Annotated in this window: 14 protein-coding genes and 1 tRNA gene; 7 read left to right on the plus strand and 8 right to left on the minus strand. The window is 54.6% G+C overall.

Annotated features, from left to right (window positions below; genetic code table 11):
* Positions 1–230: 230 nt before the first annotated feature.
* The 3 genes from PYRFU_RS07065 to PYRFU_RS07075 form a co-directional block, all read right to left on the minus strand.
* Complete coding sequence (locus PYRFU_RS07065) at positions 231–590, minus strand: roadblock/LC7 domain-containing protein (protein WP_014026973.1); 360 nt, start codon at positions 588–590, stop codon at positions 231–233.
* A 132-nt stretch (positions 591–722) separates the two neighbouring features.
* Positions 723–1,607, minus strand: coding sequence for a CBS domain-containing protein (locus PYRFU_RS07070; RefSeq protein WP_014026974.1), 885 nt, complete (start codon positions 1,605–1,607; stop codon positions 723–725).
* A 164-nt stretch (positions 1,608–1,771) separates the two neighbouring features.
* A complete protein-coding gene (locus tag PYRFU_RS07075; protein WP_014026975.1) occupies positions 1,772–2,155 on the minus strand; it encodes a molybdenum cofactor biosynthesis protein MoaE in 384 nt (127 codons plus the stop codon).
* A gap of 131 nt (positions 2,156–2,286) precedes the next feature.
* On the opposite strand from PYRFU_RS07075, the gene sufC reads away from it, so the two are divergent.
* The 6 genes from sufC (at position 2,287) to PYRFU_RS07105 (ending at position 9,549) form a co-directional block, all read left to right on the plus strand.
* The gene (gene sufC, locus PYRFU_RS07080) at positions 2,287–3,018 is read left to right on the plus strand and encodes a Fe-S cluster assembly ATPase SufC (RefSeq protein ID WP_014026976.1); all 732 of its coding nucleotides are present in this window, start codon (positions 2,287–2,289) and stop codon (positions 3,016–3,018) included.
* A 5-nt stretch (positions 3,019–3,023) separates the two neighbouring features.
* A complete protein-coding gene (locus PYRFU_RS07085) occupies positions 3,024–4,337 on the plus strand; it encodes a SufB/SufD family protein (RefSeq protein WP_014026977.1) in 1,314 nt (437 codons plus the stop codon).
* Positions 4,338–4,402: 65 nt separating this feature from the next.
* Positions 4,403–5,338 carry a glutamine amidotransferase gene (locus PYRFU_RS07090; RefSeq protein ID WP_014026978.1) on the plus strand — a complete coding sequence of 312 codons (936 nt, stop codon included), beginning with the start codon at positions 4,403–4,405 and terminating at the stop codon, positions 5,336–5,338.
* Positions 5,320–7,485 carry a glutamate synthase-related protein gene (locus tag PYRFU_RS07095; protein ID WP_014026979.1) on the plus strand — a complete coding sequence of 722 codons (2,166 nt, stop codon included), beginning with the start codon at positions 5,320–5,322 and terminating at the stop codon, positions 7,483–7,485. The genes PYRFU_RS07090 and PYRFU_RS07095 overlap by 19 nt, the downstream gene beginning before the upstream one ends.
* A 52-nt stretch (positions 7,486–7,537) precedes the next feature.
* On the plus strand, positions 7,538–8,605 hold the full coding sequence (gene hisC, locus PYRFU_RS07100; protein WP_014026980.1) for a histidinol-phosphate transaminase: 1,068 nt from the start codon (positions 7,538–7,540) through the stop codon (positions 8,603–8,605).
* Positions 8,606–8,697: 92 nt separating this feature from the next.
* On the plus strand, positions 8,698–9,549 hold the full coding sequence (locus PYRFU_RS07105; RefSeq protein WP_014026981.1) for an NAD+ synthase: 852 nt from the start codon (positions 8,698–8,700) through the stop codon (positions 9,547–9,549).
* Here PYRFU_RS07105 and hisD read toward each other — a convergent pair.
* Together hisD and thiC are read right to left on the minus strand one after the other, a co-directional pair.
* Positions 9,538–10,827 carry a histidinol dehydrogenase gene (hisD, locus tag PYRFU_RS07110; RefSeq protein WP_014026982.1) on the minus strand — a complete coding sequence of 430 codons (1,290 nt, stop codon included), beginning with the start codon at positions 10,825–10,827 and terminating at the stop codon, positions 9,538–9,540. The two genes, PYRFU_RS07105 and hisD, sit on opposite strands and share 12 nt — an antisense overlap.
* 46 nt (positions 10,828–10,873) lie before the next feature.
* Positions 10,874–12,187 carry a phosphomethylpyrimidine synthase ThiC gene (gene thiC / locus PYRFU_RS07115; RefSeq protein ID WP_244403839.1) on the minus strand — a complete coding sequence of 438 codons (1,314 nt, stop codon included), beginning with the start codon at positions 12,185–12,187 and terminating at the stop codon, positions 10,874–10,876.
* 175 nt (positions 12,188–12,362) lie between these two features.
* On the opposite strand from thiC, the gene PYRFU_RS07120 reads away from it, so the two are divergent.
* Positions 12,363–12,439, plus strand: a tRNA-Met gene (locus tag PYRFU_RS07120).
* Positions 12,440–12,738: 299 nt separating this feature from the next.
* Here PYRFU_RS07120 and hisF read toward each other — a convergent pair.
* From hisF to hisG, 3 genes are read right to left on the minus strand one after another with little or no spacing between them, the layout of a single operon-like run.
* On the minus strand, positions 12,739–13,497 hold the full coding sequence (gene hisF, locus PYRFU_RS07125) for an imidazole glycerol phosphate synthase subunit HisF (RefSeq protein ID WP_014026984.1): 759 nt from the start codon (positions 13,495–13,497) through the stop codon (positions 12,739–12,741).
* Between the two features lie 3 nt (positions 13,498–13,500).
* The gene (locus PYRFU_RS07130; protein ID WP_014026985.1) at positions 13,501–14,208 is read right to left on the minus strand and encodes a 1-(5-phosphoribosyl)-5-[(5-phosphoribosylamino)methylideneamino]imidazole-4-carboxamide isomerase; all 708 of its coding nucleotides are present in this window, start codon (positions 14,206–14,208) and stop codon (positions 13,501–13,503) included.
* 15 nt (positions 14,209–14,223) lie between these two features.
* Positions 14,224–15,096: an ATP phosphoribosyltransferase gene (gene hisG / locus PYRFU_RS07135; protein ID WP_014026986.1), complete on the minus strand. Its 873-nt coding sequence runs from the start codon at positions 15,094–15,096 to the stop codon at positions 14,224–14,226.
* Positions 15,097–15,218 lie beyond the last annotated feature (122 nt).

Here is a 15,218-nt window from a genome sequence, read left to right on the forward strand (position 1 = left end):
GTGGGGTCGGGGGTCCCTCGCTCGCTCATCGGAAGCCTCGCTTACCCTGGGGCTAACTCCTCACACCCCTACCACTGCATTCAAAGACCTGCAACGGAAAAGGGGTATATCTGATCTGCTTCCGCCGCCCGCTGGTTGATATCCACTACCACATATGCAGCGCACGTCAAGAATAGTTTGAAGGACGGCATAAACATGCCCGCAGCTTGTTGACGTGGTAAAAATGAGCGCTAGAGAGCTGCTTTGATGCGCGGCGCTTGTCTCTTTAGCTCGTAGCGTATGCGGCCTAGAATTGCGCTCTTTTCGGCGACAACCGCTACGACTGCATCACCAATATCATACACGAGCATTATACCGTTCTCGTACTCGCCGGTTATCAGTTCGTTTTTCCCTAGCCTTAGCTCCTCTCCTAATCTCTCGCTTGCACCGTATACGGTCATCACCATCGCTGCCAAAGCCTCGAGATCCAAGCCGCCTACAGGTACAACAGCGTCGATGACGAAACCGTCCTTTGATACAACCGCGATGCCCCTAACTCCTTCAATACGTGCGAAGTCACTTAGTACACGTCTCAGGGGCGACTCGGCCATAGATTCGTCCCGATACTAGCCACTTATTCTGGATACAAAAACGTTAATCCCGTAGAATGAGCGGCTAAACGGATGGCTATGAAGAATACTCCCCAGGCTGATACGCGTGATGAAAATTCCTTTAGCTGAGCTTTAGTCTTCAAGCGCTGATATAAATCTTAGTATGTCGGTTCTGGTCACTATTCCCTTCAGCTTACCCATAGCGTCTAGCACTACCAGTCGCCCTATCCGATACTTCTGCATGAGGCGTATCGCGTCAAGTATGTCTTGGTCCTCTCTTACAGTTACAACTTCTTTGCTCATATACTCTTCTACCTTGGCATCAAGTCTTCCCTCGGCAACAGCCTTCGCGATATCTGCGAGCGTTATTATGCCGATAAGTCGGCCCTCATCGTCGATTACGGGGGCACCACGGATCATCTTCTCACTTAATATTTTAGCTGCTTCTCGTATACTCATGTTAGGCTTAAGTGTTATCAGTTGCTTAGAGGCTATCGATCCTACACTCTCTCGTGGTATGCTTGTCACCCTCCTAACGTTAACGCTAACCTGCTTAGTGTATCTGTCGATATACACCACGATACCCTCTATTACCAGGCGTGTGTAGGGCATAGGTCCTATCTTTATACGATCACCGGGCTCAAGACCCTCGATATCGCCTTGAACTCTTAGTATTGCGCGTATACCCTCCGGGTTTAGAACGTCTATAAGCTCAACACTCGTTACCACTAGGTTGAGCAGCTGGCCGTCTTTGCGTACTGGCACGGGTACCTCGGTGGCCGCAAATCCCCTCAACACCTCGTACGCCTTTAGAGTTGGCATGTAGCCTCCACTTGGCCCGGTCTTTGACTCGACGAGCCCCAAGCTCTTCAAACCAGCAATTATATTACGCACTGTGCCTTCGTCTTTACCGACTAGCTCTGCAATTTCCTTGCTTTTTACAAGCCTACGGTGTTTATCGTAGAGCTTCACAAGAGCTTCTAGTATCTCTCTTTGAGCGGATGATAGTTTATACACTGCCAGATTCCCGCGCGGTGTTAAGCCAAGATAAGAGAATTTTATGAGTTTCCGCATGATCGTACTGTGCATACCTTAGGTCGGTGAAGGGGGGTTTCGTCACCATCTCGGCGAGGGAACGTATCCGGACAGATCCTCATCCCTCTGTCCACTCGCGCTTCGCTTCATGTTTGGTAAATCTGGATGAAATTAAGCCTTCTCCATCTAGCGTTGATCCATCTGAGTGCCTCGACCGCCTCGCTCTCGTTGCTCGATGCTATGCCCAGGTATGTTACGGGTTCACCAGGACGCCTACGACCTTTGTGAATATAGATTGATACTCCTCTCAGCCCGCTCCACGTTTCTAAGGCCTGCCGTGCTATCTCTTCCAACTCGCGCCTGGCGAGCTCCTCATCCACCACATTAATGTGAATGCCCGTCTGCCCTTCTACACGACCAACATACAGCAACACTACACTAACGTCGTCGCCACAATTCCATAACTGAGCGGCAAGCGCATCGAGAGACGCTAGAGTAGTGACAATGGCCGCGTTGATACAGGGAGTCAACCTCACCCACCACTGTTCCCCGTCGCAGGGTGTGCCGAGTTTAACGCCGTTGTTGGAAACGTAGAAACTTGTTATTAGGAGTTTAGGTTGACCTAAAATTTCAGGCGAGGTAGTAGATTGGGTGAGAAGGTGTGACGTGGCTTCGCATAGAGGGTCTAGAGGTTGAGGTTAACCAGCTTAAGATACTCCATGGAGTCACGCTTAGCATTGATGCTGGCAAAGTGGTGTACCTAATGGGGCCTAACGGGGCAGGCAAGTCTACACTGATATACACGTCCATTGGATGGGAGGGTTACAAGGTTACACGCGGTAAGATCCTCCTGGACGACACTGATGTGACGAGCTGGCCTCCCGAGAGAAGAGCGAAAGCAGGCCTAGCCGCCGCTCTACAGTCACCACCCCAACTTGAGGGTGTCCGCGTAGGCTTGCTGCTAACCAAGCTCGTTGAGAGATACTGGCGCGTCTCGAGCATCGAAGCCATCAAGCTGATGAACAAGTTCCTCTCACTGGTAGGCTTGCCGGGTAGGGTACTGGAGAGGGAGTTTCACGTAGGGTTCAGCGGCGGCGAGAGGAAGAAACTCGAGATGGTAAAGGTTCTCGCTATGAAACCGCGCGTAGCGCTGCTCGACGAGCCTGATAGCGGTGTGGATGTAGACTCGCTGAAAGGCATAGGCGAGGCGATCAAGATGATGCGCGATGAGCTGGGCACTGCCGTCCTCGTAGTGACTCACATGGCGAGGCTTAGCAAGATAGTACCGCCGGATCAGACGTACGTGATGCTAGGCGGTAGGATTGTTGCAAGTGGTGGCCCCGAGCTTGTCCGCGAGATAGAGGAGAAGGGATACTCTGCCTTCAAGAGGTGATAGTCATGACCAGGCTATCTGAGATTCTCGGGTTCTCGAAGCGCGACCTAGAGGAGTATGCTAGGAGGCGCGGAGAACCTGAGTGGCTCGTAAGGAGGCGGCTTGAGGCGTACGACGCTCTGGAGAGGTTGCCGCCAGACCCGCTGATAGACGAGTATGTAAAGCAGCTCGACCTCGACGCTATCTTCGGATTCGGTGGTGGGCCGGATATCGAGGTGCCAAAGGAGTACTGGGACCTGGCTATTAAGAGGCTCGGCATTAAACCCGAGGAGCTTGAGGCTCTGACAGGCCTCGCTGTGACTATTGACAATCGTGTGGTTGAAGCACAGCTTCGCGCACTCCAGGAGAAGGGCGTTATACTAGAGCCGATGGACGAGGCTGTGAAGAAGTACGACTGGCTGAAGGACTACATGCTCCGCATAATGCGCCCTGATAACAGGCACGCAGCATACCATATAATGCTGTGGGCGGGCGGCGTCTTCGTCTACGTACCGAAGGGTGTGAAGATAGAGTCTCCGCTCTACGGTGTCTTCCTGATAAGCGGCGAGGGCTTCAAGCAGACCGAGCATACGCTGATCATAGTCGAGGATGGTGCAAGTCTCACCTGGGTCGAGGGGTGCACGGCGCCCGTCCGTGCGAAGTTCAGCGTGCATCTAGGTGGCCTGGAGGCGCACGTAGGGCGCAATGCCAGGCTTAGCCTCTATAGCGTCCAGAACTGGGCAGGGCCGGTACACCACCGGCCCGTCAAGAGGCTCAGAGTGCTGGAGGGCGGAAAGCTAGAAGCCACGCCGATATCCTTTGGCGGCGCAAGCATAGTCGTTGACGAGACTGCGACCCTCCTTGGACGCGGAGCCTCCGCAAAGATACAGGGTGTTGGACTACTACGCGGCGAGACCTGGGCCGAGACAAGACTCACTATTATCCACGATGCACCGGATACCCGGAGCGAGCTGCTATCCAGAGTTGTCGTGAAGGACCGAGCACGAGACCGGTTCATCGGGCGTTTGGTTGCGAAGAAAACCGCCAGAGGAGCAACCGGCCACATGGCATGCAATACCCTGCTGCTCAGCAGTGAGGCAAAGAGCGAGACACTACCAGCCCTCCACTCCGAAATCGATGACGTGAGCTTCGGCCACGAGGCGAGCGTCGGTAGATTGTCAGCCGAGAAGCTCTACTATCTGCGAGCCATGGGCTTCGAGGAAGACGAGGCAACGTCGCTGCTAATCCAGGGCTTCTTCGAGCCAGTCTTCGCCGGCCTACCGTTCGATCTTGCCGTTGAAGTTAGGAAGATCGTCGAGCTTGCCCTACGCGGACACTAACGTACAGCCCCGAGACCCCCATTTAAACGTGGGATGAGCGTGGGGTTGCGCTGGGGCCCACACCGATGTGTGGCATTGCCGGCGTTATTTTCAGGGAAGGGTACGGACCGGTAGGCAAAGTGCTTGTCGCGATGCTATCGGCGTTACAACACCGTGGTTTTGACAGCGCCGGCGTCGCGGTCTACAACTGCCTGGGTTTTGGGGACGGAGACACGTACATCGTTAGGACTCTGACCGCTGATGTGCTAGGCGCGCTCGGCAAGGTGGCATCCGCGCTCGGAGAGATAGGAGCGAACATAAGAAGTGTTGAGATGAAACCGCTGCACGGTGTCAGCTTTGACCGCTTTGTTGTAAAGTATCGCGGCGATCTACGCGACCTTATAGACGTGATAAACAAGACCGGCGTTGCCCGCGTCATTAGCATAGGCAGATGCGTAGAGATTTTCAAGATGACTGGCAAGGTTGGCGATCTCGAGGAGTCTTTCAACGTATCCAGGCTGGAGGGTAGCCACGGCATCGGCCATGTACGCTTTTCCACAGAGTCGGGAGTAGACTTGTTCCGCGCCCACCCCTTCCAGTCCACCATAAACCCGGATGTCACTGTGGTACACAATGGCCAAATAACCAACTATTGGAAGATGAGAGCGTTCCTAGAGAGGCAGGGTGTCAACTTCATAACTGACAACGACTCCGAGCTAATAGTCCATTACATTGCGTGGCTCTTGGAGCAGGGGTTTAGCCTAGAAGAGGCGCTCAAGAGGAGTGTACGCGATCTTGACGGCCCCTTCGCATATATTGTGGCAACGCCCGATGCTATTGGCATCGCACGTGATCGTCTGGGCCTCCGCCCATTGATAGCCGCGGAGTCTGTCGACGGCGAGGTTATAATCGCGGCCTCGGAGGAGGCGGCCTTGCACGCCGCCTCTAAGCTCCTGGGCGTCAGGTTCAACACAAGGTATCTGAGGCCGGGGCAGGTGATGGTATGGCGGGTAAGACGGTAAGGATACACGCGGGGGGTAAAGCTCCCCGCGAGGTCAACAGAGAGGTAAAGCGGGCTGTCGAGAGCGGCGCCTCCAGGATAATTGTAGAGGATCCTGGAGGCATCCATTATCTCGCCGTCGGGCTAGAGGCGTCCGTCGAGATAGTCGTGAGAGGCTCCGTGGGATACTTCGTTGGCGGTCTGGCACATGGACCTAGGATAGTCGTCGAGGGCAATGCGGGTTGGTTCCCTGGCGACAACATGACATCTGGAGAAGTGATAGTCGAGGGCGATACTGGCAATGGTGCTGGCCAGTACCTGTTCGGCGGGACTGTCGTCATTAAAGGCGATGCTGGCGACCGTGTTGCCGCGCTCGCCAAGAGAGGTTTCGTGATAATCGGCGGGGACGTGGGCCTCGCCGCAGGCCTCTACATGATGGGCGGCACGCTAGTCATACTCGGCAACGCTGGACCTGCCACCGGAGAGATGATCATAGGCGGCACGATATACGTAGGTGGTGACGTCGAGAGCCTCGGAAAGAATGCAAAGCTCGCCGAGGCTAGTGCCGAGGAGGTAGAGCAGATCAACCAGATACTCGCAAGGTATGGACTCAGAGGTAAGAGTAGCTATTACAAAGTGACTCCAATATCCAGGAGGCCCGCCTATCAGCCGCCAAAGCGCCTACCAACCAAACCCCTTGTGCCAAAGTTCCGGGTTGAAGTCGAACCCTTGGCATGCATAGGGTGTGGAGCATGCGTCCAATGGTGCCCCAAGAAGGTTCTAGAGCTACGCGAGGTTAATGGTCGTAAGGTGGCGGTACCCGTCCGCGTGGTAGAGTGTGTTGGTTGCTTCTCATGTGTCAAAGTGTGTCCAACTGGTGCTGTCCGGGTATACCCGCTACCGGAGCTCAAGCGCGGCGTTTGGACAAGTTCGATACTAAACTACCACCAGGAGGCAATGTCCACTGGCATACCGCCTGTTCGCGGCACCGGCGCACGAGAGATTAGGCTACCGAGTCTTGACGACCTGGTTATACTGCCAGGTCAGTTATCTAGACCGCCGATAGACCCATACAGAGAGCCTTGTGACACCGAAGTTGTACTTGGTGCTAGGTTCGCGGAGAGACCGCTGAGGCTCAAAGCACCAATAATCATCGGTGCCATGAGCTTCGGTAGTATAAGCAAAGAGGCAAAGATAGCGATCGCAAAGGCGGCTGCAAAGCTAGGCATAGCCGTAAACACCGGCGAGGGTGGCATGCTACCAGAAGAGAGGCAAATCGCACCCATACTGATCGCGCAGTACGCTAGTGGAAGGTTCGGAGTCTCAGCAAGGTACCTCAAATCAGCCGATGCTATCGAGATCAAGATTGGACAAGGAGCCAAGCCTGGACAAGGCGGTCTTCTGCTTGGCGAGAAGGTGACCGAGGAGATAGCCCGGATCCGCGGCATACCTGTAGGCGCCGACGCAGTTAGCCCTGCCCGTCACCTCGACATCGTCGGCCCCGAGGACCTGAAGATGAAGATAGAGGAGCTGAGAGAGGCTACAGATTGGAAAATACCGATAGCTGTCAAGATAGCTGCGGGCAGGGTCGAGGATGACGTGAAGATAGTTGCAAAAGCTGGCGCAGACATAGTCGTTATTGACGCTAAGCCCGCTGGTACCGGCGCCTCACCCCACATAGTCACCGAGCACGCCGGCTACCCCCTGATGGCTGCCGTGGTTGCCGCGGATAGGGCACTCAGAGAGATAGGCCTACGCGACGAGGTGAACATTGTCGTCTCCGGCGGTGTCAGGCATGGAGCAGATATCGCAAAGCTACTAGCACTTGGAGCCGACGCCGTCGCTATAGGAACAGCCGCGCTCATAGGCATCGGTTGCACGCTCTGTGGACTATGCCACACCGGCAGATGCCCAGCTGGCATAGCGACGCAAGACCCGAAGCTCAGGAAGCGTCTGAACGTCGAAATGGCAGCTAAGAAGCTCGAGAACCTTCTAAAGTCCATGATAAAGGAGATGTGTATGCTAGCACAGCTGGCTGGCAAAACAAGCCCGCTAAACCTCGAGAAGGAGGATTTGCGTGCATTGAGCGTAGAGGCTTCAATGATAACAGGCGTCAAGCTGGTAGGGCTTGAGAGGCCCGTTACTCCACGCGACCTTGACGGACTGTAATTGCCCCGGCTTTTGTATACCTCCACAATTGTCTCTTAGAGTGGGTGTCGTGTTGTCGGTAAGGGAGTTTGCTAAAGACGGTTTTCTAGATGCAACGCCATACCCGCTACCAAAGAGGCATCCTGGAATAACCTACCTTGATCTTAACGAGTGCCCATTTGAGCCGCCAGCGTTTGTCCAGGAGGCGGTTTGTAAAGCAGCACGCCGGGGCAACCGGTATCCCACGCTAGATGATTATTACACGGTAGAGAGGCTGATTGCCGACTACGCTGGTCTAGAGCCAGACTATGTAGTGCTGACCGCGGGTGGCGACGAAGCCCTCAGAGCCATATTTGATGTGTTCGTCGGCCCCGGTGACAGAGTGGTACTTCTTGAGCCCGGCTTTGCAATGACGAGATTCTATACGATCGTGAGGGGTGGCGTGTACCAAGCGGTGAAGCTTAGGGAGGAGGGACGACGATTCCTGCTCGACGAGAATGAACTACTCGAGGTGGCAAGCGGCGCACGCATGATCGTGATCGAGAATCCCCATAATCCAACGGGTAGCCTACTAGCTAACGAGGAACTAGCTATTCGTCTCTTAGACGAGACTGATGCGATAGTAGTATTTGACGAGGCTTATTACGAGTTCGCTGGACTAAGCATAGCCAGGTTGACACAGCGCTACGACAGGCTGATAGTAGTACGCACCCTGAGCAAAGCCTTCTGTCTTGCTGGCTATCGCGTAGGATATATCCTCGCTCATCCAACGGCTTCGGAGCTTCTCCGCAAAGCATTAACACCATTCAACCTTAGCGTGGTTCAGCTTGCAGCTGCTCAAGCTGCCCTAGAGAATAGGGACTACGTTGAGAAGGTCATAGCTCACGTTAATAGCGAGAAGGATAGGATGACCAAGAGGCTTGAGGAGCTGGGCCTACGCGTGTATGAAAGCTACACGAACTTCCTCCTAGTGAAGACGGGCGTACCTGACATTCACGAACTTCTAGCCAAGCATGGCGTGGTTGTAAAGCAGATTAAGAGTCTAGGTAGCGACTACATTCGCGTAACAATAGGCACACGCGAGGAGAACGACAAGTTCATACACGCAATTGAGCAAGCAGTTGCCTCTGTTACACGCTAACACGTTTTCCAACCGAACATATGTTCGGCTAAAACGACACAAGCACTAAGAGTAGTCGACACACCCTTTACACTCTCCAAAGGGTTTATGCCATGCCGCGTGTAAGCATAGAGCACGTAATTGATATGGACTACGAGGGCGTAACGAAGGTGCTAACAAGTTTCGTACGCGGCATTGTATCTAAGAGTGGACTGAGAGGCGCGGTTGTCGGCGTTAGCGGAGGCGTTGACTCGGCAACGACACTGGCTCTTCTAGTTAACGCGCTTGGCTCAAACCGAGTTATTGCGCTAATCATGCCCGATTCACGCGTAACTCCCGACGATGATGTCAATGATGCTATAGGCCTCGTAAAGTCGTTTGGGGTAGACTATCGAGTGTACAGGATAGACTCTATAGTGGATAGTTATACGGCAGTGACCGGTGGAGGCAGCAAGAAGAGCATTGGCAACTTGCGCGCTCGTATTCGTATGACTCTACTCTACTTTACCGCCAACGAGGAAAACATGCTAGTAGCCGGTACCGGCGACCGTAGCGAGATACTCATAGGCTACTTCACGAAGTATGGTGATGGAGCCGCAGACTTCATGCCCATAGCGACACTATACAAGACGCAGGTTAGGAGGCTAGCTGTCCATCTAGGTGTTCCGAGGAAGATTGCTGAGAAGCCTAGCGCGCCTAGACTGTGGGAGGGTCACGTGGCTGAAGAGGAGCTTGGCGTCAAGTACGAGGATATTGACGTGACACTCTTCTCACTTGTTGATCTAGGCTTGACGCCGAAGAAGGTCGTAGACGTGACCGGGCTTAGTGATGGTGTGGTCGAGCGTGTAGTCGAGCTTATGAACGCGGCGCGCCACAAACAGCTGGAGCTTCCAAGCCCAAGTCTCGAGAGCATCTATGCATACTGGCCCGGCTTCGAGAATGCACGTAAAACTCTAGGTGGTTAACCCCCTTCTGCTCTTTTCTAACCAGTAGCGTAGAGACTCTGCGTGCCACTTGAAGCCCTCTGCTTCTGCAAGCGCTATTGCTGCTTCTACTAGCTGGGGGTGCACTAGGCGGCCCGACACCACTACACTAACTTTGACGAAGTCGAGTGGTGTTAACCCTCCACGTACTCTCGCGTAGCCGCCAGTGGGTAGCACGTGGCTTGGTCCCGCCGAGTAGTCGGTTAACGCGGTAGGGATACCAATGCTAACGATGCCAGCGTTTCTTATCCTTGCTGCGAGTTTCTCGGCACCATCGGCCTCGATGTAGAGGTGTTCTGGTGCAAACTTTTCGACTATCTTAACTCCTTTCTCCAACGTGTCAACTTTTACTATGATTGCGCGGCCCATGTTCTCGCTCTTCACGTGCTTCTCTAGCAGGAGCTGGACAGCTTCAACAAGCCACGGGGAGTTGGTGACTAGCAATGCTGTCGAGAAGGGACCATGCTCCAGCTGCGACAACATCTCTAGTGCGATGCTCCTCGCGTCAGCCTTTCCATCAGCTATCACCGCTACCTCGCTAGGCCCTGCTACCATGTCTATACCTACACGGTGAGACACAAGTAGCTTAGCAGCCTCAACATATGGGCTGCCCGGCCCGACTATCTTGTCCACAGGTTCTAGCACACCTTTCAAACCGTAGGCTAGCGCTGCAATCGCCTGTGCCCCGCCTGCAACAAGGATCTCAGTAGCGCCTGCCAGCACTGCTGCAGCCACAGCGAGGGGGTTCGGCAGTCCGGCGTTGTCCCCCTCCCTCATAGGCGGCGTGGCGACCACTATACGCTCGACGCCTGCCACCCTCGCCGGCACGACTGTCATTACAGCCGAGGATGGGTATGGATGCTCGCCTCCAGGCACATAAGCGCCTACACTCTGAAGCGGGCGTATCAGAGGCTTGAACGTTATGCCCATTCGGGCAAAGCTTCTAGGCGTGCTTAGCAACTCCTCATACAGCCGCATGTGGAACGCATAGACAGCGTCAATGGCCCTCTTGAGCGCATCTAGAATCCTAGCTTCGACCTTCTTGACTATCTCCCATGCCTCCAGCGCATCTATGACTACGAACTTGGGTTCAACCTTGTCAAACTTCCTGCTATACTCGCGTAGGGCTTCTAGACCCTTCTCCGCCACGTCACGCACAATCGGGCGAACCTTCTCAACATACTCTTCAATGTTGTACGGTCGGCGCAGTAACTCTGGCAGACGCGGATCGTCAAAACTCGTGACTACGAGTTCTCCCATAGCCGGTGCCCGTGAACGCCACTAAAGGCTAGGCGTTAAAACAACGCTACTTTGTGCTAGGTTGTACACCCTTGCCTTTCAGTTTCCTAGCCCACTTCTCGAGTACTAGACACGCGCATAAGCTACCACACATAGTGCATGATGGTAGGTTTGTTCCGAACTGGGTGTGTATCTTCCAGGCGCGCTCGGGGTCCAGGCTATTGTCTATCATTGTCCTCCAGTCCAGCCTAGCCCTAGCCTCTGCGACGAGCCGATCCCAAGCAGCAGCCTTCTCGCCAAGCTTGACTATGTCACCCGCATGGGCCGCTATGCGAGCCGCTATGAGGCCCTCCTTCACCTGCTCGGGAGTCGGCAGTGAGAGGTGCTCAGCCGGAGTCACATAACAGATGAAGTCTGCGCCAGCTGCAGCTGCAAGCGCTGCGCCTATCGCGGACCCTATATGGTCGTAGCCCGGCGCTACATCAGTCACAAGCGGGCCTAACACGTAGTACGGCGCGCCTCTGGTCACAGCCTTCATCAGCTTGACATCCTCGACAACCCGGTCTAGAGGGACATGGCCAGGCCCCTCCACCATCACCATTACGCCCGCCTGCCTAGCTTTCTCCACAAGCCTGGCGTTGTTCACGAGCTCGGCTATCTGTAACTGGTCATGCGCGTCATGGATGGCACCGGGCCGGAGGCTGTCACCCAGGCTTATAGTCGCATCATACTCTGCGAAGAGCTCTAGAATATAGTCGAAGTTCTTCCAGTATGGATTCTCGCTGCCCGTCTCGAGCATCCAGGCTGCCAGTAGCGCACCGCCCCTACTGACTATCGGTTGTATCCGGTTGCTCTTCACAGCCTTTTCTGCAAGCTCCCTCGTGATAGCCGCGTGTATAGTCATGAAGTCTACTCCATCCTTCAGATGACGCTCCACAACCTTGATGAAATGGTCCTCGTCGGGAAGCCCCTTACCCTTGGCAACGGTCTCCATCCAAGCCTGGTATGTGGGGACTGTGCCCACTGGCAACGGAGCAGACTCTCGAAGTATCAGACGCCTAATCTCGTCCAGATCACCGCCAATACTGAGATCCATTATAGCATCAGCACCGTACTGCTTTGCGATCCTAACCTTCTCCAACTCCATATCTATGTTGACAACGTGCGTGCTCGTACCAACATTCACGTTAACCTTTGTACGGAGCCCCTCACCTATGCCAAGAGGCTTAACACCTTCACGCTTAACATTACGGACGATAATTACGCGACCCTCAGCCACCCTATGCCTAAGCTTATTGACGTCAACTCCCTCTTCACGAGCGACGATTTCTAACTCGGGTGGCGTCCCACCACTTCGCGCTATCCGCATTAAAGTAGTCATCTTTTAACCAACCCGGAAAAGAAGGTTCGCCGATGGGCACTGATAGAGTTTCCACTTGACCCACCCGCAGAGCAACCATAACCACAATCATCGTCTCTAACATCACATGGTGCCACAACTCTTATTAAACCTTTGCTGTTTGTTTGTCTTGTAACGGTGGGTGGCGGGGTAGGGGAGCGGGGTAGGGTAGCCTGGTAGCCCGCGGGGCTCATAACCCCGAGATCGGTGGTTCAAATCCACCCCCCGCTACCAACGCGGGCCCCGCCGCCACATTCTCCTTGTCATCCTCCCTTCACAACACCCATTCCAGATCTAGCCGGACACGTCACTCTATCGGGAGACTACCCTAACACATGTTTACAAAAACCCATCATAACGAGAGATGAGAGAGATAAGAGGCACCTACTCATGCTGAAATTGGATCCTAAACATAAACCGTTACTCGTTTCTACGCTACAGCCTTTACTCTTAGTTGGGATGAGGAGGCCCCTACTAGCGGGGGTTCCCACGCAGACCTGGTGACGAAGGTCCCATTCTCCGACCGTACATTCCTAGAGTCTCACAGGTATACCTTTTGACGCCAGGTAGTCTTTCACCTGCCTTATGGTCAGTATCCTAAAGTGGAATACTGATGCAGCGAGGACTGCAGATGCTTTCCCGTACACCACAGCCTCCCAGAAGTGTTCTAGCTTTCCAGCTCCTCCGCTGGCTATCACCGGCACGGGAACCTTCTCGGCTATAGCCCTTGTAAGCTGGATGTCGTATCCTTGCTTTGTGCCATCCATGTCTATGCTTGTCAATAGTATCTCACCTGCACCTCTCCTTACAGCCTCGATAGCCCACTCTACCGCGTCAAGTCCTGTTGGTACTTTACCCGCTGAGACGTAGACTTCCCATTTCTGTGGACCCACCCTCTTAGCGTCAATAGCTACGACTACAGCTTGGCTGCCATACTCGCGAGCAGCCTGGGTTATGAGGTCGGGGTTCCTGACTGCCGCTGTGTTTATCGAGACTTTGTCTGCACCGCTATCCATTAGTTTCTCGAAGTCCTTGAGGCTACGGACACCTCCGCCGACCGTGAGGGGTATGGATAGTACGCTTGCCGTGTCACGAACCACGTTGATGAGGGTCTCTCTGCCCTCAGGTGTTGCAGAGATGTCCAGGAATACTATCTCGTCTGCTCCTTCCTCCTCATACCTAGCTGCGAGCTCCACTGGATCGCCGGCGTCACGTAGGTTCTCGAAGCGCACGCCCTTAACCACGCGTCCATCCTTGACATCGAGGCACGGGATTATCCTGATAGCCTCCACTGTTCACACCCTCGCTGCGAGAACAGAGGCCTCGACCACATCTAAGAGTCCTGCGTGGAACGCCATCCCCAGTATAGCCGCGTCTACTCCCAGCTCTGCTAAACCTAGTATGTCGTCGATTGTCGCGATGCCCCCCGCGTACTGGAGCCCATAGGGCCATACTCCTCTGAGCCACGCTACACGCTCCAGGTCCGCGCCTGTCAACTTGCCCTCGCGTTCGACACTCGTGTATAGTATCTGCCGGACGCCAAGCCCATATACGAGGTCTAGCATGTCTCGTAGGCTCTTAGCTTCCTTCCGCCAGCCCTCAATGACAACCATACCCCATTTCGCGTCTAGAGCCGCTACTATCCGATCGCCGCCATATTCTTCTACGACGTCTTCAACCAGGCGAGGGTTGCGATGCACTAGTGTCCCTATCACAACCCTCTCCACACCAATCTTGTCGAGGAGGAGCTCGACATGCTCCTTTGCGCGTATCCCGCCTCCATATTGCACGTGGAACCCCATCCTAACGAGGCTCTCTGCTATCCCCACATTGACTGGTTTCCCAGCCTCAGCACCGTCAAGGTCAACCACGTGTAGCCACTCGACCCCCTTCTCCCACAACCTCTTGGCAACTTCCAACGGAGAGCCGACAACAAGACCCGTACCTTTCACGCCCTCAACGCGTTTGACTACACGCCCCGCTTCTAGGTCGAGCGAGGGCATAACGAGCAGAGCGGATCACCTCGTAACCTTCTCTATAGGCACGACGACTATGTCGCGCGCACCTCTCTCTTTAGCCGCGAGTATAGTCTCGGGCAACTCATCCTCATCGACAACAATCATCACCTCTACCATGGGCTCTGGCGTTCTCTCTATGCGAGCCACAGTCGGCCCAGCCATTGCGGGCAGAACCTCGAGTACCCTGCTGAGGAGCCTCTCGGGCACATTCATCAGCACAAGCTTCTTCTTCTGCGCCTCTAGTACACTACGTATCAACTCTACTATGCTAGTCACGAGGCGCGCCTTGGGCCCCTGTAAGCTCTTCTTGCAGGCTATGAGGCGCGCGCTTGTCTCCATCACTGTAGCTATGGGGCGCAACTTGTGTATCGCAAGCGTGGTGCCCGTGCTAACAACATCTAGTATAGCATCGGCGGCCCCAAGCAGCGGCATGACTTCTGTGGAGCCGCTCACTCTTACTATCCTCGCCCTGATGCCCTTCTCCTCGAAGAACTTTCTCGCGATATTCACGTACTTCGTCGCTACGCGCACACCGTCCGGTAGATCCTCGACGCGTTCGTAGCCGCTACTCTCTGGGACCGCGACTACTAGACGAGCCCTGCCGAAGCCCAGGTCCTCAAAAACCTCTACATCAGCGTCATACTCCTTCACGAAATCGAGCCCGGTTATCCCTAGGTCCGCGGCACAACTCTCCACGACTGATGGGATGTCCTCCGCTCTAAGCCTCACCAACGTAACCCAATCGAGCTTCGTGGGCAACATGAGTGCACGATCGTCGGTATAAAGCGGCTTTATGCCAGCAGCTTCAAGGAGCTTTAGCGTCGGTTCTAGCAAGCGCCCCTTACTGGGTATCGCGAAGCGTATCGTGACCACGCTATTCCCACCCGCAGGGCTAAGGTTTATAGCTCACCGTTATAATGCCTTTTTAAGCCCGGAGCAGGTCGGTACCATGTCTGCCTCTACACAGCAGAGTAGCACTAGGGTAGTGCGCCGCA

Source organism: Pyrolobus fumarii 1A (genome assembly GCF_000223395.1).
In the GTDB taxonomy this organism is placed as follows: Archaea; Thermoproteota; Thermoprotei_A; order Sulfolobales; family Pyrodictiaceae; genus Pyrolobus; species Pyrolobus fumarii.

Bases quoted from the DNA above. Each gene is read 5' to 3' on its own strand.
- PYRFU_RS07065 (WP_014026973.1), bottom strand. From the start codon at position 590: ATGGCCGAGTCGCCCCTGAGACGTGTACTAAGTGACTTCGCACGTATT.
- PYRFU_RS07085 (WP_014026977.1), top strand. From the start codon at position 3,024: ATGACCAGGCTATCTGAGATTCTCGGGTTCTCGAAGCGCGACCTAGAG.
- PYRFU_RS07090 (WP_014026978.1), top strand. From the start codon at position 4,403: ATGTGTGGCATTGCCGGCGTTATTTTCAGGGAAGGGTACGGACCGGTA.
- PYRFU_RS07095 (WP_014026979.1), top strand. From the start codon at position 5,320: ATGGCGGGTAAGACGGTAAGGATACACGCGGGGGGTAAAGCTCCCCGC.
- PYRFU_RS07105 (WP_014026981.1), top strand. From the start codon at position 8,698: ATGCCGCGTGTAAGCATAGAGCACGTAATTGATATGGACTACGAGGGC.
- hisD (WP_014026982.1), bottom strand. From the start codon at position 10,827: ATGGGAGAACTCGTAGTCACGAGTTTTGACGATCCGCGTCTGCCAGAG.
- thiC (WP_244403839.1), bottom strand. From the start codon at position 12,187: ATGACTACTTTAATGCGGATAGCGCGAAGTGGTGGGACGCCACCCGAG.
- PYRFU_RS07130 (WP_014026985.1), bottom strand. From the start codon at position 14,208: ATGCCCTCGCTCGACCTAGAAGCGGGGCGTGTAGTCAAACGCGTTGAG.